Annotated in this window: 17 protein-coding genes and 1 riboswitch; of the genes, 16 read left to right on the forward strand and 1 reads right to left on the reverse strand. The window is 69.7% G+C overall.

From position 1 onward, the window contains the following. The first annotated feature begins 6 nt into the window (after positions 1-6). On the forward strand, positions 7-780 hold the full coding sequence (locus NBRGI_RS06790) for an LppM family (lipo)protein (protein ID WP_029893614.1): 774 nt from the start codon (positions 7-9) through the stop codon (positions 778-780). Between the two features lie 65 nt (positions 781-845). Continuing rightward, complete coding sequence (locus NBRGI_RS06795) at positions 846-1,994, forward strand: glycosyltransferase (RefSeq protein ID WP_370627696.1); 1,149 nt, start codon at positions 846-848, stop codon at positions 1,992-1,994. 102 nt (positions 1,995-2,096) lie between these two features. Here the strand turns inward: NBRGI_RS06795 and NBRGI_RS06800 are convergent, their stop codons facing one another. Continuing rightward, the gene (locus NBRGI_RS06800) at positions 2,097-2,831 is read right to left on the reverse strand and encodes a hypothetical protein (RefSeq protein WP_051727542.1); all 735 of its coding nucleotides are present in this window, start codon (positions 2,829-2,831) and stop codon (positions 2,097-2,099) included. Positions 2,832-3,154: 323 nt separating this feature from the next. Continuing rightward, positions 3,155-3,249, forward strand: a riboswitch (SAM riboswitch). A gap of 259 nt (positions 3,250-3,508) precedes the next feature. Between NBRGI_RS06800 and NBRGI_RS06805 the strand changes: the two genes are divergently transcribed. The 14 genes from NBRGI_RS06805 (at position 3,509) to NBRGI_RS06870 (ending at position 19,586) form a co-directional block, all read left to right on the forward strand. Then, positions 3,509-4,516 carry an amino acid ABC transporter permease gene (locus tag NBRGI_RS06805; protein WP_029893620.1) on the forward strand — a complete coding sequence of 336 codons (1,008 nt, stop codon included), beginning with the start codon at positions 3,509-3,511 and terminating at the stop codon, positions 4,514-4,516. Then, entirely contained in the window at positions 4,513-5,280 is a 768-nt protein-coding gene (locus NBRGI_RS06810; protein WP_029893621.1) for an amino acid ABC transporter ATP-binding protein, read from the forward strand. The genes NBRGI_RS06805 and NBRGI_RS06810 overlap by 4 nt, the downstream gene beginning before the upstream one ends. Then, the gene (locus NBRGI_RS06815; RefSeq protein WP_029893623.1) at positions 5,280-6,254 is read left to right on the forward strand and encodes an ABC transporter substrate-binding protein; all 975 of its coding nucleotides are present in this window, start codon (positions 5,280-5,282) and stop codon (positions 6,252-6,254) included. The genes NBRGI_RS06810 and NBRGI_RS06815 overlap by 1 nt, the downstream gene beginning before the upstream one ends. A 4-nt stretch (positions 6,255-6,258) precedes the next feature. Continuing rightward, positions 6,259-7,371, forward strand: a complete 1,113-nt coding sequence (locus tag NBRGI_RS06820) for an LLM class flavin-dependent oxidoreductase (RefSeq protein WP_029893625.1) — start codon at positions 6,259-6,261, stop codon at positions 7,369-7,371. Then, the gene (locus NBRGI_RS06825; protein ID WP_029893627.1) at positions 7,368-8,987 is read left to right on the forward strand and encodes an ABC transporter substrate-binding protein; all 1,620 of its coding nucleotides are present in this window, start codon (positions 7,368-7,370) and stop codon (positions 8,985-8,987) included. The genes NBRGI_RS06820 and NBRGI_RS06825 overlap by 4 nt, the downstream gene beginning before the upstream one ends. Positions 8,988-8,989: 2 nt before the next feature. Continuing rightward, positions 8,990-10,000, forward strand: coding sequence for an ABC transporter permease (locus NBRGI_RS06830; RefSeq protein WP_036557745.1), 1,011 nt, complete (start codon positions 8,990-8,992; stop codon positions 9,998-10,000). Further along, positions 9,993-10,859 (forward strand): ABC transporter permease, encoded by an 867-nt coding sequence (locus NBRGI_RS06835; RefSeq protein WP_029893631.1) that lies wholly within the window; start codon positions 9,993-9,995, stop codon positions 10,857-10,859. The genes NBRGI_RS06830 and NBRGI_RS06835 overlap by 8 nt, the downstream gene beginning before the upstream one ends. Positions 10,860-10,862: 3 nt before the next feature. Then, a complete protein-coding gene (locus tag NBRGI_RS06840) occupies positions 10,863-12,557 on the forward strand; it encodes a dipeptide ABC transporter ATP-binding protein (RefSeq protein ID WP_228836357.1) in 1,695 nt (564 codons plus the stop codon). After that, positions 12,557-12,811, forward strand: coding sequence for a hypothetical protein (locus tag NBRGI_RS47250; RefSeq protein WP_148310716.1), 255 nt, complete (start codon positions 12,557-12,559; stop codon positions 12,809-12,811). Before NBRGI_RS06840 ends, NBRGI_RS47250 begins: the two co-directional genes overlap by 1 nt. Beyond that, positions 12,811-13,932: an LLM class flavin-dependent oxidoreductase gene (locus NBRGI_RS06850; protein WP_029893636.1), complete on the forward strand. Its 1,122-nt coding sequence runs from the start codon at positions 12,811-12,813 to the stop codon at positions 13,930-13,932. The genes NBRGI_RS47250 and NBRGI_RS06850 overlap by 1 nt, the downstream gene beginning before the upstream one ends. Positions 13,933-14,005: 73 nt before the next feature. Continuing rightward, positions 14,006-15,397 (forward strand): NtaA/DmoA family FMN-dependent monooxygenase, encoded by a 1,392-nt coding sequence (locus tag NBRGI_RS06855; RefSeq protein ID WP_051727543.1) that lies wholly within the window; start codon positions 14,006-14,008, stop codon positions 15,395-15,397. Beyond that, positions 15,394-16,221, forward strand: a complete 828-nt coding sequence (locus tag NBRGI_RS06860; RefSeq protein WP_036557747.1) for a DUF1684 domain-containing protein — start codon at positions 15,394-15,396, stop codon at positions 16,219-16,221. The genes NBRGI_RS06855 and NBRGI_RS06860 overlap by 4 nt, the downstream gene beginning before the upstream one ends. Beyond that, entirely contained in the window at positions 16,218-17,369 is a 1,152-nt protein-coding gene (locus tag NBRGI_RS06865; RefSeq protein WP_029893642.1) for an LLM class flavin-dependent oxidoreductase, read from the forward strand. The genes NBRGI_RS06860 and NBRGI_RS06865 overlap by 4 nt, the downstream gene beginning before the upstream one ends. 189 nt (positions 17,370-17,558) lie before the next feature. After that, positions 17,559-19,586 (forward strand): CocE/NonD family hydrolase, encoded by a 2,028-nt coding sequence (locus NBRGI_RS06870; protein ID WP_029893644.1) that lies wholly within the window; start codon positions 17,559-17,561, stop codon positions 19,584-19,586. Positions 19,587-19,595: the final 9 nt, after the last annotated feature.

Consider the following 19,595-nt stretch of genomic DNA (forward strand, 5'->3'; position numbering starts at 1 on the left):
GTCTGCGTGCAGCCGAGTCCCGTCACCACGATCCCCGATGCCCCGGTCCTACCGTCGCCGCGGACGCCCCGCCTCGCCAGGCGTATCGCCGCGGTCGTCTTGCTCACGGCATTGCTGGTTCCGGTCCTCGCGGGCTGCCTGCGCGTGCAGGTGTCGATGGGTGTCTCGTCCAACGATCGGGTCTCCGGACGGATCGTCGCCGCGGTCGTGCCGACCGACCCCAAGGACAAGGGCCCGCAGTTGAAGGCCCCCGATTCGCTCGCCGCGAAGGTGCGAGTGGAGCCCTACAGCCAGGACGGCTACATGGGCAGTCAGGTGTTCTTCGAAGACATGTCCTTCGGTGAAGTCGCCCAACTGGGCCAGCTGTCCGAACAGACCCAGGGCATGTTCCAGTTGCAGTTCCAGCGCACCGGCGACCTGGTCAGCCTCAGCGGCCGGGTCGACCTGAAATCCGTGCCGCCGCACGGCTCCGACGTCCAGTTCACCGTCGCGTTCCCGGCCCGCGTCGCCAAGACCAACGGCAACCGCGAGGGCGACAACATCGTGTCCTGGAAGCTGCCGCCCGGCGACGTCTCCACCCTGCGCGCCGAAGTCAGCTACGCCGACCCCAACACCCGCTCCTTCGCGGGCTGGGCAGGCATCGTCGGCGGCATCACCCTCGCGGTAGCCGCGATCATCGCCGCCATGGCCTACATGGACCGCAACCCCGCCGCCCCCGGCGCACCGACCGGATTCTCCTGGAGCCGCTGGTGGCGCACCGTCAAACAGAACCGCTGGTAGGTCTGCGAGCGTCCGCCGACCCAGGAGTGGGCCGTGCCGCGGAGAGTTGGGTTGCCTTGCGGCGGTTGACCGTACGTGGGGGGACGTTGCTGACGTCGGTGGGGAGTGGGGTGGCGCTGGTCGGTGCCGGGATTGCGGCGTTCAACTGGGTTACGGTGCGGCGGTTGACCGTTCAGGCGGACAGTGTGATCGAGCCGGTGACCGTGTGTGTTCCGGCGCGCGACGAGGCGACGCGGCTGCCGGGGTTGGTCGCGGACCTGCGAGCGCAGCGGGGTGTCGCGCGACTGCGGATATCGGTGCTCGATGACGCCTCGACCGACGACACCTATGGCGTGGCGCTCGAGGCGGCGGCGGGCGATCCGCGAATCACGGTGCTGCGCAACGACTCCGAGCCCGCGGACGGCTGGACCGGCAAGGCGGCGGCGTGTGCGCGGCTGGCCCAGGACGTGCGTACGCCGGTGCTGGTGTTCCTCGACGCGGATGTGCGGCTCGCGCCCGACGCCATCGCGGCGGCGGTCACCGAACTGCGCCGCCGCCGCGTCGCACTGCTGTCGCCGTGGCCGTTCCAGCGGGCCGAGTCCTGCGCCGAAGCGCTGGTGCAGCCGCTGCTGTGCTGGTCGTGGGCCGCGTCGCTGCCGATCACCGTGGCGAATCGGAGTCTGCGCCCATCCACCGCGGTGGCCTGCGGACAGTTCCTCGTCTTCGACACCGCCGCCTACCGCGCCATCGGCGGACACCGCGCGGTAGCCGCCAGCCCCACCGAGGATCTCGACCTCGCCCGCACCCTACGGCGCGCCGGCCACCCCACCGCCCTCGTAGCGGCGGGCCCGCTGGCCGCCACCCGAATGTACCGAAACGCAAGTGAACTCGAAGCCGGATACACCCGCTGGCTGTGGTCCGCGTACGGCGGCACAGCAACCGGCGGCTCCCTCATAGGAACCCTTGCCGCCCTGGCCTTTTGGATCCCACCCGCCGCGGTCCTCGTCGCCCGCGGCCGCACCCGCCGCACCGGCCTCCTCGGCTGCACCGCCGCCCTCACCGCGCGCCTGCTGGCCCGCTCCCTCGAACGCGGCGCACCGCCCACCCCCATCGACCTCGCCACCGCCGCAAGCCACCCCCTCGCCGTCGCCGCCTACCTCCGCCTCTGGGTTCGCTCCCACCGCACCCACCGCCACGGCCGCCTCGACTGGAAGGGCCGCCCCCTCCCCCACTGACGCCGCCCGACATCTGGTCAGTCGATCAGGAGGAATTGGTGGCGGTGGTCTCTCGGCCGATGCCGCCACCATTTCCTCCTGATCAACCGACCGAACAACGAGTCAGGGGACCTCCGTGATCCCCACGGTGGGGAGGAAGAGGCACGTGTTGGCGCCGTTTTCCACGGTGCCGAAGACGGCGGCGAGGACGGTGCCGGATCCGGTGTCGACCGGGACGGCGCGGATGCCGCCGACGGGGAGGGCGGCGGCGAAGAAGTCCTGGACGGCGCGTTCGGCGAGGGGGCGTAGGGCGGGCGGGATCTCAGGGGGCACCATCGCGCGGAAGACGTCGGAGAGCGAACCCATCGATGCCATGCCCGCGCGCCCGGTGGTCACGTTCATCCAGGCGACCCGCATCCCGCTGGTGTCCACACTGTCGCGACCGAGCCCGTACGGCATGAACGTGAACATCGTCTGCCCCGCCTTGACGGCAGACATATCGATCCCGGGCAACGTGATCGCCGTCTTCGGCCACGGGCCCGGCACGGCCCCCGCCACCGCCGGAGCCAGCCCTAGCGTCGTCCCCTCCAGGCAGAACGCCGCCGCGGTCGGATACAGAAACGGCTGCATCCCGAACGCCCGCAAGCCATCCACCGCCGCTTGATATGTCCCGAACAAGTCGGAGGCCGTAGCCCCGGACCGACCCGCACTGCCCCCGTGTCCGTTCGGCGCAACCGAATCCTGCGGCGCAACGGCGGGGTCAGGGGGCGGGGTGGCGGCGGCGGGGGCGGTGGCCGCGAGGGTGAGGGCGCAGGCCGCGGCTGTCGTGAGCATGGTCAGGCGGAGTGCTGCGGCCACGGGGACCTCTTCTCATCGTCGACACGACCGGGAGATGAACGGTACTCCGGCAAACGTCGGCACCACGAGAAATCCGACATCGCTACCTTCCGGCGTGTCGCTCGCACTTCCCGACCCAGCGCCTACCCCGCGCTGCCCTCACCTCTGTGCAGGTTCGCCTGCGCCGCGAACGCTCAGCACATGTTCGGCTATTGGTTATAGCGACGGTTGAGCGAGGCGGCAAGGTCTACGCTCACGGTGATCGGTTTCCTTGTGCCGGGGTTTGCGTGCTGGGCATGATAATTCGGCTCGACCCTGGCATCGCCCGATGTCCGGATCGGCGTCAACCATCCAGAGCGACCGAGAGACCTGGCTCGTCGACGTCGCAGCAACCCCCCGGTTCACCGGGTGCGGGTGCTTCCGCCGGGACCGATGGAGGAACCGAAGTGATCAGCTCTGCTGTCCGCACTACCCGTTGGGGTCGCCGACATATCGATCAGTGCAAGGTGACCGCCCAGAGCTGTCGAGGCTGACCCGCAGCCAGAGTGTGCACCCGTCGCTGGCCGGGTGATGCGACCGGCGCCCGACGCGGCGCGGTCACGTTCGTTCTTCCGAAGGACCCCGACCATGAGTGAGCGCAGCGAGCGACCAGCTGCCATGGCCGTCGAGACGCCGCCGAACCTCGGCGAGGCGGCGTCATGAGTGCGTCCACCGTCCCCGATGCCCTGGCCGGCGAACCCGCCACGGACGCGAAAGCACCCCGCGACGAACACGAAACCCCCTCGCAGACAACCACCCCGACCGTGGCCAAGCCCTGGCACCCGTGGCGGTGGGTGATCAGCGCGATCGCGTTGATCCTGCTCGCCCAGTTCGTGCACGGCCTGGTGACCAACCCCGGCTGGGATTGGCCGACGTTCGCGAAGTACATCACCGCGAAGTCGGTGCTGTCGGCTTTGCGGGTGACGCTGGAGCTCACCGCGTGGGGTACCGCGCTCGGCTTCCTGCTCGGCACCGCGCTGGCCATCGCGCGCCTGTCGAACAACCCGGTGCTGCGGGTGATCTCGTGGTGCTACATCTGGGCGTTCCGCTCGATCCCGCTGATCGTGCAACTGCTGTTCTGGTTCAACATCGCCTACCTCTACAACACGCTGTCGGTCGGGATCCCGTTCGGCCCCGCGTTTTTCACGTTCGAGGTGAACGGCGTGATCAGCGGTTTCACCGCGGCGGTGATCGGGCTCGCGCTGCATCAGGCCGCGTATTCGGCCGAGATCATCCGGGCGGGCATCATCTCGGTGGACGCGGGTCAACTGGAAGCCGCTGCGGCGCTGGGTATTCCGCGGGTGCGGCAGTTCCGCACGATCGTGGTCCCGCAGGCGATGCGGTCCATCCTGCCGAACGCGACCAACGAGGTGATCAGCCTGTTCAAGGGCACCTCGATCGTGTCGGTGATGGCGATCGCCGAGCTGTTCTATCAGGTGCAGGTGATCTACGGCCGCAACGGCCGGGTGGTGCCGCTGCTCATGGTCGCCACCGCCTGGTACATCGTGCTGACCACCGTGCTGTCGGTGGCGCAGTTCTACATCGAACGGCACTACGCCAAGGGCGCGCAGCGCACGCCTCCACCGTCGCCGCTGCAGCGCGTCCGGCTCGAGCTGCGTGAGATCGCCGAATCCGGTTCCGCCGCACCACGAGGAGCGACTCGATGACCGCCGCCACCGCCGTGGAGGTCCGCGGCGTCCGCAAGTCTTTCGGCGCGCACGAGGTGCTGCGGGGTATCGACCTGACCGTCCGATCCGGCGAGGTGGTGACGGTGATCGGTCCATCCGGTTCGGGCAAGTCGACGCTGCTGCGGGTGATCAACCACCTGGAGTCGCTGGACGCCGGCACCGTGCACATCGACGGCGAGCTGATCGGCTATCGCCTGCGCCGCAACACCTTGCACGCGCTGCCTGATCGGGAGGTGCGCAAGCAGCGCTCCCGCATCGGCTTCGTCTTCCAGCAGTTCAATCTGTTCCCGCATCTGACGGTGCTCGACAACGTCACGCTCGCACCGCTTTCCGCGCAGCGCCGCGACCGTAGGGAGGTCGAGGCCGAGGCACGGTTGCTGCTGGACCGGGTCGGCATCGGCGCGCTGGCCGACGCCTACCCGCGCACGTTGTCCGGCGGTCAGCAGCAGCGGGTGGCGATCGCGCGCGCACTCGCGTTGCGGCCCCGCGTGATCCTGTTCGACGAGCCGACTTCCGCGCTCGACCCGGAGCTGGTCGGCGAGGTGCTCGACGTGATCCGCGATCTCGCGCAGGGCGGCACCGCACTGGTGATCGTCACCCATGAGATCGGCTTCGCCCGCGAGATCGCCGACACCGTCGTGTTTCTCGACGCGGGCGCCGTCGTGGAACAGGGCCCGCCCGCGGCCGTGCTCGACCACCCCGAACATCCGCGCACCCGCGCGTTCCTCTCCAGAGTCCGCTGATGAACAGGTATCCGATGAAGCTTTCCGCCCTGGCCACCGCCGCCGCGACCGCCGTCGTGCTGCTGGCCACCGGTTGCACCGATCCCGAGGCCGAGTCGCAGGCACAGCCCGCCGGTGCGATCTCGTTCGATCTTTCGGCCGCCCAGGCCGGCCGCGTCCGCGCGCAAAAGGTGGACAGCATCGCCGCCGAAGTGCCGCAGGCGATCCGGGACCGGGGCACGCTGGTGGTGACCGGCGCGTCCGGCACCGCGCCGCCGCTGCGTTTCTACGCCGACGACGACAAGACCGTCGTCGGCTCGGAGGTCGATTTCGCCTCCTTGATCGCCGATATCCTCGGGCTGAAACTCGATGCGCAGGTGGCGGATTGGTCGCAGAACTTCGTCCGCATCGATTCCGGCGAGGTGGACGCCTTCATCTCCAACGTCACGGTGACCGAGGAGCGCAAGGAGAAGTACGACTTTGCCACCTACCGCAACGACACCGTCGCGCTGGAGGTGCCCAAGCAGAGCACCCTCGACTACCAGGACCGTAAGAGCCTGGCGGGCAAGCGGATCGGCGTCGGCACCGGCACCAACCAGGAGCAGTTGCTGGTGAAGTGGAACGAGCAGAACCGCGCGGACGGTCTGGCGCCCATCGATATCGCGTATTTCCAGCAGGTCAGCGACTACTACCTGGCGCTCGCCTCGCAACGGCTGGACGGCTACATCGGACCGAATCCGACGGCGATCTATCACTCCAGCACGGCGAACCAGACCAAGATCCTGGCCACCTTCTCCGGCGCGGGTGAGGCGCTGCAGGGCGAGATCGCGGTGCTCACCAAGAAGAACACCGGGCTGGTCACCGCGATCCAGCACGCGCTGAACTACGCCATCGAGCACGGCACCTATCAGCAGGTGATCGATCGGTGGGGCCTGAAGTCCGAGCAGGTCACCGAGTCCCGGATCAATCCGCCCGGCCTGCCGAAACAGCGGTGATCGCATGAAGTTCCTCTTGTTCACCCTGGTCACTCGCGTACCCGACCCGACCACCGGACGGCTGCCCGGCACCAGGGAACGCCTGTTGAATGTCGTCGAACAGGCCAAGCTGGCCGAGGATCTCGGCTACGACGGGTTCGCCGTCGGTGAGCGGCACGAGGATCCGTTCCTCTCGGCCGCACCGCCGGTGATCCTGAGCCACCTCGCCGCGGTCACTTCGCGCATCACGCTGTTCACCGCGGTCACCACGTTGAGCCTGCTCGATCCGGTGCGCGCGTTCGAGGACTACTCGACGCTGGACAACCTGTCCGGCGGGCGGCTGGAGCTGATCATCGGCAAGGGCAACGGGGCCGCGCAAGCCGAGCTGTTCCACGTCACCACCGACGACCAGTGGGACCGCAATCGCGAAGGCTACGAACTGTTCCGGGCGCTGTGGGACAGTGACAGCGTCACCTGGTCGGGCCGGTTCCGGCCGGAACTGAAGAACGCCAAGGCCTTACCGCGACCGTGGCAGCCGCGGGTGCGGATCTGGCACGGCAGCGCGACGAGCCGGGATTCGGTGGAACTCGCCGCGCGCAACGGCGATCCGCTGTTCTCGGCCAACGTCACCTATTCGATCGAACCGTACGCCGAACTGGTCCGGTATTACCGGGAGCGCTGGGCGTTCCACGGGCACGATCCGGCCGCGGCGCTGGTCGGTGCGGGCACGGCGGGCTTCCATGTGGCGCGCACCTCGCAGCAGGCCAGGGACGGCTACCGGCCGATCTTCGAGGCGCGACTGGCGTTGGCGCGCAAGCACGGCCTGCCGATCGTGTTCGAGACGCTCGACGATTTCCTCGCCCGCAGTTCGGCTCTGGTCGGCAGTCCGGAACAGGTGATCGACAAGGTGGGCAGGCAGCACGAGCAGTTCGGGCACGAGGTGATCCACCTGTCCGCCGAACGCGACGGCCGCTCCGAGATCGATTACCTGGACGGCCTCGCCCTGTTCCAGACCGAGGTGGCGCCGGAACTGCGCCGTCGCATTCCCAGCCGCCCCTTGGCCACCGGCACCGACACCGTCGATTTCGACCCGCGTGACGTGCTCGTCCGCACCGATACCTCTGGAGTTACCCCGTGATCCGATCCCGCCCCCGAATCGTCGCGCTGGCAGGCGCATTGGCCGCGGCGACCACGCTGGCCGCCTGCGGCGCCGATTCGGCCGCGCCCGGCGGCGACGCCGGCCCACCGCAGCCGGGCGGCACCCTGCGCTACGGCTTGTCCCAGGCGCCGACCTGCTCGGACCCGGCCCAGGCGGGCACCAACCAAACCCTCTACGTGACAAGGCAGATCGTCGATTCGCTGACCGATCAGGACCCGAAGACCGGCGAGCTGAAGCCGTGGCTGGCACAGAGCTGGGAGGTGAGCCCGGACGCGAAGGTGTTCACCTTCCATCTGACCGACGGCGTCACCTTCAGTGACGGCACCCCGCTCACCGCGGATTCGGTCAAGCAGACCTTCGATTCGGTGCTCCGGCTCGGGTCCGCCAAGGCTCCGCTCGCGGGCAGCTATCTCACCAACTACGTGGGCACCACGGCCGTCGACAAGCTGACCGCGCGGATCGAGTTCAGCAAGCCGAACGCGCAGTTCTTGCAGGCGTCCTCGACCACCCAGCTGGGCATCCTCGCCGCGGCCACCACGGCGAAGCCGGCCGAACAGCGCTGCCTCGGCGACAACATCGGCAGCGGGCCGTTCACCTACGCGAACTACCGCCAGGACGCCTCCGCGACACTGGCCAAGCGCACCGGCTACCAGTGGGGTTCGGCCGTGTTCGCGCATCGCGGCGAGGCCTACCTGGACAAGATCGAGTTCACGGTCGTGCCCGAATCCGGCGTGCGCACCGGCAGTCTCGCCTCGGGACAGCTGGACGCGATCAGCGATGCGCTGCCGCAGGACGCACCGCAGATCGAGGCGACGGGTGGCCGCATCCTGAGCACCGCGAATCCCGGTGTGCCGTTCGGCTTCCAGACCAACGTGACGCGCGGGCCGCTGCGCGATCCGGCGGTGCGCCAAGCCCTGCTGCCCGCGATCGACCGTAAGCAGCTGGTGGACACCGTGCTCGGGCCGCAGTTCAAGCCCGCGACCAGTGTGCTGGCCAGCAGCACACCCGGCTACCGGGACTTCTCGGCGCGACTGGCTTACGACCCGGCCAAAGCCGAAGGCATTCTCGATCAGGCGGGCTGGGTACCCGGCAGCGACGGCATCCGCGTCAAGGACGGTGCGCGCCTGTCCTTCTCGGTGCTGTTCAGTCAGGTGTTCGCGGGCAATCAGGCGATCATCGAACTGGTGCAGCAGCAGCTGCGGCAGATCGGGGTGGAGCTGAAGCTGGACCTGGTGTCGATCGCCGAGACCACGGCGCGACAGGGCACCAAGGATTTCGACACCAGCTATGGCAACACCACCCGCGCCGACGGCGACATCCTGCGTACCTCGTTCGGCCTGGACGGCCGCAACCTCAATGCGCGCGAGGCCGTTCCGGCACTGGACGACGCGTTGAACGGACAGCTGAGCACCGCCGACACCGCTACTCGCAACACCCTCATCGGCACCGCCCAGCAGCAGGTGCTCGACGCGGGCCTGTTGATTCCGACGGTGGAGCTGTCCCAAGCGATCGGTGCGAGCAGCACCACCCGGGATCTGAAGTTCGAAGCCTCGGCCCGGCTACAGTTCTTCGACACCTGGCTGAGCGGGCGGTAGCGATGGCGCGCTATCTGGCTTCGCGGGTCCTGCAGGCGATCTGGGTGCTGTGGGCGGCGTTCACCATCTCGTTCGTGGTGCTGTATCTGCTGCCCGCCGACCCGATCTCGATCGCGGCCGACGGCGCCGGTGCGGGCACCCCGGTGGACAAGGCCGCCATCGCCGAGTTGCAGGCCCGCTACGGGCTGGATCGTCCGCTGTGGGAACAGTATTGGACCGCGCTCGGGCACGCGGCGCGCGGCGATCTGGGCCATTCCATCGTGACCGGCCAGCCGGTCACCGGCGCGATCGGTGACGCGTTGCCCGCGACACTCGAACTGGCCGGGCTCGCATTGCTTTTCGCGACCGTCGGCGGGGTGACGCTGGCACTGGCGGCCGGCTACACGCGGCGGCCGTGGCTGCGCAGCGCGCTCGGCGCGCTCCCATCGCTCGGTGTGTCGGTGCCGACCTTCTGGACCGGATTGCTGCTGCTGCAACTGTTCTCGTTCCAATTGCGCTGGGTTCCGGCGTTCGGTGGGCACGGGATCGCGGGCACGATCCTGCCCGCCCTCACGCTCGGTCTGCCGATCGGCGCGGTGATCGCCCAGGTGCTCACCGCCGGACTGGCATCGACCTGGCGGCAGCCGTTCGTCGACGTGGCACTGGCCAAAGGCGGCTCGCGCTGGTGGGTGCAGCGCCGACATGTGCTGCGCCCCGCCAGCGTGCCCACCTTCACCATCGCGGGTGTGCTGGTCGGCAACATGCTCGCGGGCTCGGTGGTGGTGGAGACCGTCTTCGCCCGCCAGGGCGTGGGACGGCTCACCCAGACCGCTGTGCTGGCACAGGACATCCCGGTGGTGCAGGGCATCGTGCTGCTCACCTCGACGGTGTTCGTCACCGTGAATCTCGCGGTGGACCTGCTGTATCCGCTGCTCGATCCGCGGATCGCCGCCCGTTCCCGGCATGCGGCCGCCTCGGACGAGACACCGCGCCGCAGCACCGAGACCGCGGAGGTGGTCGCGAACCATGGTTGACGTCCTCGAGGAGGGCCGCCGCGCCGCCCTCCCCCGGCTGCGCCGACCGGCGCTGCGCTGGAAGTGGTTGCGCGACAACGCGGTACTGCTGCTGTCCGGCGTGGTCGCGCTGCTCGCGGTCGGCTGGGCGTTGTTCCCTTCGGTGTTCGCCAGCGGCGACCCGCTGGTCGGCGTGCCCGCGCAGAAATTCCAGAGTCCCAGCGCCCAGCACTGGTTCGGCACCGACAATCTCGGCCGCGACCTGTACACGCGGATGGTGCACGGCGCCGGGCTCTCGCTCACCGCGACACTGGCCGCGGTGGGCATCGCGCTGGTCGCCGGATCGATCCTCGGCCTGCTGTCCGGCGCCGCCGGCGGCGTGGTCGACACCGTCGTCATGCGCGTGATCGATGTGCTGCTGTCGATTCCGGCGCTGCTGCTGTCGCTGGCGCTGGTCACCGCGCTCGGTTTCGGCACCCGCAATGTGGCGATCGCGGTGGGTGTTTCGCTGGTCGCCAACTTCGCCAGGGTTATGCGCTCGGAAGTGCTGCGGGTGCGGCAGGCGGCGTTCGTCGAGGCCGCGCGGGCGGGCGGGGCCCGCTGGCACACGGTGCTGCTGCGCCACGTGCTGCCCAACTCCTACCAACCGGTGCTCGCGCTGGCCGCGGTCGAGTTCGGCATGGCGGTGCTGGCGGTCTCGGCGCTGAGCTTCCTCGGCTACGGCGCGAAACCGCCCACACCCGAATGGGGCTCGCTGATCTCGGAGGGCCGCAACTATCTCGCCACCGCCTGGTGGATGACCACGCTGCCCGGCCTGGTCATCGTCGCGGTCGTGCTCGCCGCGCAGCGCCTGGGGCGCGCGGCAGGAAGGAACGAATAATCCATGACCACCGCTTCTTCGCCCCGCACAGCGACCGTCGAGGACCGGCCGGGCGCTGCGTCGTGTGCCGAACCCGCGGAGCGGGAAGCAGATCCGCTGTTGCAGGTGCGCAACCTCCGGGTCCGGTACCGGACGGATACCGGCCCGGTGACCGCGCTGGCCGGCGTCTCGCTGAGCGTGGCGCGCGGCGAAGTGGTGGCCCTGGTCGGCGAATCCGGTTCGGGCAAGTCCACCCTCGCGCAGGCGGTGATCGGATTGCTCGGGAGCAATGCCGAGATCAGCGGCGGCACGGTGACGTTCGGTGGCCAAGTCGTCGACCTCGGATCGGAGCAGGCGCTGCGTCGGCTGCGCGGCGCCCGGATCGGTTTCGTGCCACAGGATCCCGGTTTGTCGCTGAACCCGGTGCGCCGCGTCGGCGATCAGGTGGCCGAGGCGCTCGTGGTGCATCGGCTGGCCGACCGGCGTTCGGCCCGGGTCCGCGCGGTCGAACTGCTGGCCGACGCCGGGTTGGACCGCCCGGAACTACGCGAGGTGCAGTATCCGCACGAGTTGTCCGGCGGACAGCGCCAGCGGGTGCTCATCGCGTCGGCGCTGGCTTGCGAACCGGAACTGGTGATCGCGGACGAGCCGACCAGCGCGTTGGACGCCACGGTGGCGCGCCGGGTGCTCGATCAGCTGGCCGCGCAGATCAGCGCCCGGGGCACCGCGGTGCTGCTGATCACGCACGACCTCGCCGTGGCCGCGGAACGCGCGGATCGGCTCGTGGTGCTCAACGGTGGCGAGATCGTGGAGAGCGGGCCGACCGCGACGGTGCTCGCCGCACCCCGGCATCCGTACACGAAACGACTGCTCGCCGCCGCGCCGAGCCTGGCTCCGCCGCGCGCGTACCGACCGCCCAGGCCGCGCGAGGGCGCTCCGCTGCTCGCACTACGCGAGGTGCACAAGCGTTTTCGCGCGCAGGCCGGCGGCTCGGTGACCGCGGTCGCCGGGGTGGGGTTCGAGCTGGGCCGCGGCGAAACCTTGGCGCTGGTGGGCGAATCCGGCTCGGGCAAGTCGACCACCGCGCGAATCGCGCTGCGCCTCACCGATCCCGACCGCGGCCGGGTTACCTTCGACGGCCACGAGCTCACCCGGGTGCGCGGCACCCGGCTGCGCACCCTCCGCAAGCGCTTTCAGGTCGTGTACCAGAACCCGTACTCGTCACTGGATCCGCGCTGGCGGGTCGGCACGATCATCGAGGAACCGTTGCGCGCCTATGGCGTCGGCGATCGGGCGGCGCGGCAGGCACGGGTGACCGAGTTGCTCGGGCAGGTGGCGCTGCCGGAAAGTTTCGCCCAGCGCCGGCCCGCGGAACTGTCCGGCGGGCAACGCCAACGCGTCGCGATCGCCCGCGCGCTCGCACTGCAGCCGGATCTGCTGGTGCTCGACGAGCCCGTCTCCGCTTTGGACGCCTCGGTGCAGGCACAGATCTTGGACCTGCTGGACCGGCTGCAGGCCGAGCTGGCCCTGAGCTACCTGTTCATCTCGCACGATCTGGCCGTGGTCCGGCGGATCAGCGACCACGTCGCGGTGATGCGGCACGGGCGCATCGTCGAATCCGGCCCCACCGCGGCGATTTTCGACGACCCGCAACACGAATACACCCGGGAACTGCTGTCCGCCATACCCACTCCCGCGCTCGCGAAAGGACAAGCCTGATGCCAGGTCCGACCTACCGCCACAGCCGGATACTCATCCGCACCGGACACCGGCCGCATTGCCGCAGCCAACCGGAGCCCGCCCAGCCGTCAGCCGGGCCGGTGCGACGCTGGTGGCGCCCGCGGTTGCGGGCCCCGGAACGCGCCGCCGCCACCGCACTGTGGCAGCACGCGTACTTCTTCGCCCCCGACATCGGCTGCGCCGGAACCCATCCCGCGGCGCGGCAGTGCATCGACTGGAAGGCACCCTTCTGATGGCCGAATCCGACTTCTTTCTCGCGGTGGAACTCGCGGGCACCGGCGCGCACCCGGCGTCCTGGCGTCGGCCGGACTCGCGGGCCGAGGAGCTGTTCACCGGCGGGTACTGGGTCGACGCGGTGACGGCGGTCGAAAAGGCCGGGGCCGACGCGGTTTTCCTGCCCGACTCGTTCGGCCTGCAGCCCGGTGGCCCCGGTGTCACCAGGGGCAGACTCGACGCGGTGGCGATCGCGGCACGGGTCGCCGCGCGCACCCGGCGCATCGGCCTGCTCCCGCAGGCTCCCGTGACGCACACCGAGCCGTTCCATCTGGCCAAGGCCATCCAGAGCCTGGATTTCGCCACGCTCGGCCGGGCGGGCTGGGAGGTCACCGTCTCCGAAGGCGCGGAGCAGGCCAAGGCTTTCGGCCGCAAGCAGGCCCAGGACGCGGCGTCGCTGTGGCACGAGGCGGACGAGGCGATCGAGGTGGTCACCCGGCTGTGGGACAGCTGGGAGGACGACGCGGAGATCCGCGATGTGCCCACCGGCCGCTTCATCGACCGGAACAAGCTGCACTACATCGACTTCAGCGGCGACAACTTCGCGGTGAAGGGGCCCTCGATCACACCGCGCTCGCCGCAGGGGCAATCGATTGTCGCGGTGCGCGCACACGATGACCCGAGCACGGGTGTCGCCGTGCGGCGGGCCGACCTGATCCGCATCACCGCGGCCGATCTGGACGCGGCGCGAAGCCATCGCACCGCGCTACGCACGGCGCTGCGAGCGGCCGATCGCGACCCCGACGCGGTTCGGGTGCTGCTCGACCTCGACGTGCACCTGGCCGAGTCGCCCGACGCGGCACGCGCGGAAGTGGCCGAACTGGACGGGTGGGCCGCCCCGCCCGCCGCGACCGGCGTCCGCCACCTCGGCACCCCCGCCGCGCTGCGCGAACTGCTCGCCACCGTGCACCGCTCGGCGGCGGCCGACGGCGTGGTGCTGCGTCCGCTGGCGGCCCCCGCCACTCTGCGGCACCTCCCCGCGCTGGGCCGTACCGCTGTGTCGTCCACCACATTACGAACCCGCCTCGGACTGTCCCGTCCCATCAGCCGTTACACCGAGAAGGAAGGAGCTTGCGCATGAGCTCTGCTGGATCCGCGGCCCGATCACCGCACCCGTGCCCGCGGGCACGACGATCAGCCGCGCACGTCACGGGATGGCACGAGGGGATGGCGTCGTGACCGGCAAACCACGCAAGCCCATCCACCTGGCGGCGCACTTTCCCGGCGTCAACAACACCACGGTGTGGGCCGATCCGGCGTCGAAGAGCCAGGTCGAGTTCGCCTCGTTCGTGCACCTGGCCCAGACCGCCGAGCGCGGGCTGTTCGACTTCTTCTTCCTGGCCGAGGGACTGCGCCTGCGCGAACATCTCGGGCGCATCCACGACTTGGATGTGGTGGGCAGGCCGGACACCTTCACAGTGCTCGACGCGCTGGCGGGGGTGACCGACAAGCTCGGCCTCGCGGGCACGATCAACAGCACCTACAACGAACCCTTCGAGCTGGCCAAGCAATTCGCCTCGCTGGACCACCTCTCCGGCGGGCGCGCCGCCTGGAACGTCGTCACCTCCTCCGACGCCTTCACCGGTGAGAACTTCCGGCGCGGTGGCTATCTGGAGCACAGCAAGCGCTATCAGCGCGCGGCCGAGGTCGTCGAGGTCACCCGCAAGCTGTGGGACAGCTGGGCCGCGGACACGCTCGTCGTCGACCGGGCGGCCGGCGTCTTCGCCCGGGAGATCCCCGAAACCCGCCATCGCGGTGCACAATTCGACATCGCGGGGCGGTTCGTGCTGCCGCCGAGCCCGCAGGGGCACCCGGTGCTGTTGCAGGCGGGCGATTCCGACGACGGCCGCGAGTTCGGCGCGGCGGCCGCGGACGCGATCTTCACCGTGCACGGCACACTGGAGGCCGGGCAGCGCTTCTACACCGATGTCAAGAACCGTCTCGCGAAATACGGCCGGACGCCGGACGAGCTGAAGATCCTGCCCGCCGCGACGTTCGTGCTCGGCGACTCCGCGTCCGACGCCGAAGAGCGCGCTCGCCACATCCGCCGGCAGCAGGTCGGCCCCCAGACGGCGCTCGCGTTCCTCGAACAGGTATGGGGCCGTGACCTTTCCGGCTACGACCCGGACGGCCCACTGCCCGACGTCGAGCCGGCCGACAACGCGGACATCACCCGTGGCCGGGTGCGCCACGCCAAGGATCCGCGCGCGGTCGCTGACGCGTGGCGGGCCCGGGCCGCGGCCGAAAACCTCAGCATCCGTGAGCTGATCATCGAGGTGACCGCGCGCCAGCAGTTCGTCGGCACGCCGGCCGCGGTCGCCGAGCAGATCGACGCCTACGTGCAGGCCGACGCCAGCGACGGTTTCATCCTCGTCCCGCATCTCACCCCGGGCGGGCTGGACGAGTTCGTCGACAAGGTCGTCCCGGAACTGCAGGAGCGCGGCAGTTTCCGCACCGAATACACCGGAACCACCCTGCGCGACCACCTCGGTCTGCGTCATCCCCACCACCGCACCACCGCCCACGAAGGAGCACGAGCGTCATGACGACCAGCATCAGCACCGTTTTCGAAACCGAGTGGGCACACTGGCATCACGCGCGCGAGGACCAGCTGCGTGACCCGCTCGGCTTCCTGAGCCTGACCGCGCTGCACTGGCTCACCGATCAGCCCGAGCGACTGCCGGACGTGCCGGGCACCTGGTGGGTCACCGACGACAAGGTGTTCATCACCGCGCAACCGGCCGACCGGCTGGACTACGACGGCGAGCGGATCGCCGGTGTGCAGATCATCACGCCCGCCGAAGGCGCGCCGGGACTCAGTGTGCTGCACGAGGATCGGGTGCTCGAGGTGATCCGCCGCACCGGCCTGTACGCGGTGCGCGTGCACGACCCGGCCGCGCCCACGCTGCTGAGCTTCACCGGCATCCCGAGTTACGCGCCGGACCCGCGCTGGGTGCTGAGCGGCAAGTTCACGCCGTTCGACGAGCCGCAGACGGTGACCACGGGCGCGGTGGTCGACGGACTCGAACACCACCACACCGCTTCCGGCACTATCGAATTCACCCTCGGCGAGGCCACCGAGCGGGTGCTCGCGTTCGGTGACCCGACCGATCTGCGCCTGCTGTTCACCGACGCCACCAGTGGCGTCACCACCTACCCGGCCGCGCGCTCGCTGGCGGTCGGCGCGCCGGACGCGGACGGCACGGTGCGCCTCGACTTCAACCGCGCGGCGAATCTGCCCTGCGCCTTCACCGATTTCGCGACCTGCCCGCTGGCGCCCGAGCAGAACCGCCTGCGGGTGGCCATCGAAGCGGGCGAGCAGCACCCCGGGTTGCAGCACGGCGAACTATCCGAGCGGAGGACCGCATGACGGTTCCGCTGTCCATCCTCGACCTGGCGCCGATCAGCGCGGGGTCCACCGCGCAGCAGGCGCTGCGCAACACCGTCGAACTCGCGCAGCGCGCGGAACAGTGGGGCTACCACCGGTATTGGCTGGCCGAACATCATTTCGTCTCGGTGGCCAGTTCCTCTTCGATCACCCTGATCGGCCTGGTCGCGGCGGCCACCTCGCGTATTCGAGTGGGCTCGGCGGCGGTTCAGGTGGGCCACCACACCTCGGCCTCGATCGTGGAGGCGTTCGGCACGATCGACGCGCTCTACCCGGGCCGGCTCGATCTCGGGCTCGGCCGGTCCGGGCACCGCCGCAGCCAATACGGTTCCGAGCCTGCGCATCCCAAGGGCGGGCAGCCCCGCGTCGACACCGCGACCGGCCGGACCGAGATCAAGGACGGCGTGGTGGTGCCGCCTCCGTTCGACCCCGGCCGGATCACCGACCGCTCGAAGTTTCTCGCCTCGATCAGTGCGCTGCAACAGCGCGGCGCGCAGGCGACGCCGTTCGACGAGCAGGTGGACGAGGTGCGGGCGCTGCTGGACGGCACCTTCGTCAGCCCCGAAGGTGTTGCCCTGCACGCTGTTCCAGGCGAAGGCGCACAGGTGCAGGTGTGGGTCTTCGGCAGCTCGGCCGGGGAGAGCGCCGAACTGGCCGGACGGCTCGGGCTGCCGTTCGCGGCGGCCTATCACGTCTCGCCGGGCACCGCGCTGGACGCGGTCGCGGCCTATCGGGACGCGTTCCGCCCCTCCGCGCAGCTCGCCGAGCCGTACGTGGTGGTTTCTGCCGACGTGGTGGTGGCCGCGGACGACGCCACCGCCCAGCACCACGCCGCCACCTACGGCCACTGGGTGCACAGCATCCGCAGCGGCGTGGGCGCGACCGACTACTTGGATCCGGACACCACACCGCCGCTGACCCCGGAACAGCACCGGCTGGTGGACGATCGCCTGGCCACTCAGTTCGTCGGCTCGCCGAGCACCGTCACGAGCCGCCTGGCGGCGTTGCAACACCACACCGGCGCCGACGAACTGCTCGTCACCAGCGTCACCCACCACCACGCGGATCGACTGGAGTCGCACCGACTCCTCGCCGACGCCTGGGGCCTGCGCACCGCCCGCGCCGCCTGAACCACGCGCACCGCGGGCGGGGCGGCGCTACCGAAGTAGCACCACCCCGCCCGCAGTTTCGTCGCTTTGCACAAGAACCACTAGCGGAATCGGTGCAACCGACGGTAAATCGGCGCACCCGCGGAAACTCTCCCAAAACATACAGACGTGCATGTATATTTCTGCGCGGTGGGATGAAGGAGGGTGTCGATGAGGACTGCTCTTGGCCGCCGCTGGGCCCGATGGATAGTCGGAGCGGTTGCGCTGCTTACTGTTTCGCAATCGGTCGTGGCCGCCCCTGGCGACGCGGCACCCGAGGGCGACGCGGCCTGGACCGCGCTGCACGATGGGCCGCAACGGTTCCCATCCATCCACATCGACTGGGACGTGCCCATCACGATGAGTGACGGAACCGTCCTGAAGGCGAACGTGTACCGGCCCGCCGACGCGAACGGTCCGATCGATACGCCGTTCCCGACCATCGTGAACATGACGCCGTACACCAAGCTCGGCTCGATGATCTTGCAGACCGCGCTGTCGGTGCCGGTGCTGTCCGACGCGGTGGTCGGGTTGCTGCGCGACTTCGAATTGCCGGGGACGCCACTGGAGGGCCTCACCGACGCGACCCGGGTCGCGGGCGGCGGGCTCGGACGGGTGTTCTCGGTGGACCCCAACCTGATTCGCAGCGGCTACACCCAGATCGTGGTGGACGTGCGCGGTACCGGCTTCTCGCAAGGCAGCTGGGAACCCTGGGGCCCGAAGGATCAGGCGGACACCCCGGAGGTCATCGCCTGGGCCGCGGCTCAACCGTGGTCGGACGGCAATATCGGGATGAACGGTGTGTCCTACTCGGGCATCAACCAGGTGCAGGCGGCCGAAAAGCAACCGCCCGCGCTGAAAGCCATCGTCCCGGTGGTGCCGGGCAACGATCTGGTCCGGGACATGATCGCGCCGGGTGGCGCGGCGATCGGCATCCTGCTGCCCTACCTGCTGGTGGTGAACGCGGCCAAACTCGTGCCGGACCTGATGTCGTTGCTACAGGGCAGGTTCGACACACGATGGCTGGCCGATCGCCTCGCCGACCCGCTGTCCTTCCTCGACGTCGGGCTGCAAACGCTGACCGCCGACTCCTTCGAAACGATTCCGCCGCAACTGGGCAACGTGCTCGACCCGGACAGCCCGATCCGGCAGGCCTGGCTCGGCCATCCCGAGCGGATCCAGGTGCCGACCATGGTGATCGGCGGCTGGCACGACAACTTCGTCAACGGCGAACCGCGCATCTACCAAGAGATTCCGCTGCCGCCCGGGCAGAAGCAGTTGGTGATGGGCAACGGCTACCACGTGAACACGGGCTTCGACATGCGCGGCAGGCCGGGCGAGCCGCCCCGCATCGACGTGCTGCAGCGCGCCTGGTTCGACAAGTGGCTCAAAGGCATCGACAACGGGATCGATCAGTGGGGCCCGGTGACGATGTGGCAGCAGGGCAGCGGCTGGACCACGGCCGAGCAGTTCCCGCGCCCGGAGGCCGAGCACCGGCGGATGTATCTGTCCGCGGCGCCGAGCGGCACCTCGGCGCTCAGCGCGCACGACGGTTCGCTCGTGACCGCGGCGACCGCGGACAACGCCCGCCTGACCGTCGCGCCCGGCCTGGCGAGCTTGTGCTCGGCCGACGGAACCCAGGGCACCGCAGGCATTCTCGTCTTCACCGGCTGCGGCAAGGACGCCCGGATCCAGGAGATTTCCGGGCTGACCTTCACCAGTCCCCCGGTGACCGCGCCGACGACGCTGTCCGGCCCGATCGCCGTGCATCTGAACACCGTGCACGACGCCACCGACGGCTACTGGACCGCGACGCTGAACGACGTTGCGCCGGACGGACGTTCGGTCACCCTGAGTACCGGCCAGCTGCTGGCGTCGATGCGCGCCGTCGACGACGCCAGGAGCCGCCGGTCCCCCGACGGGGCCTACACCGATCCGTTCCCGGTCATGTCGCTGGCCGCCCGGCGCGACGTCGTGCCCGGCCAGGCCACGCGACTCGACCTCGGGCTCGCGCCCACCGACGCGGTCCTCCAACCGGGACACCGGCTCCGGCTCGACATCTTCGCGGGCAACTATCCGAAAGGGCTGCCGATCCGGCCGATGCTCGACGGCACCGGCCTCAAACCGCAACACCTGCAATTGGATCCGGCGGAACCGAGCTACGTGAACGTCCCGCTGAGCGGCGACACCGGCTGGTGACCGGCCGCG

The sequence above is a fragment of the Nocardia brasiliensis IFM 10847 genome (assembly GCF_000710915.1).
Classification (GTDB): domain Bacteria; phylum Actinomycetota; class Actinomycetes; order Mycobacteriales; family Mycobacteriaceae; genus Nocardia; species Nocardia brasiliensis_A.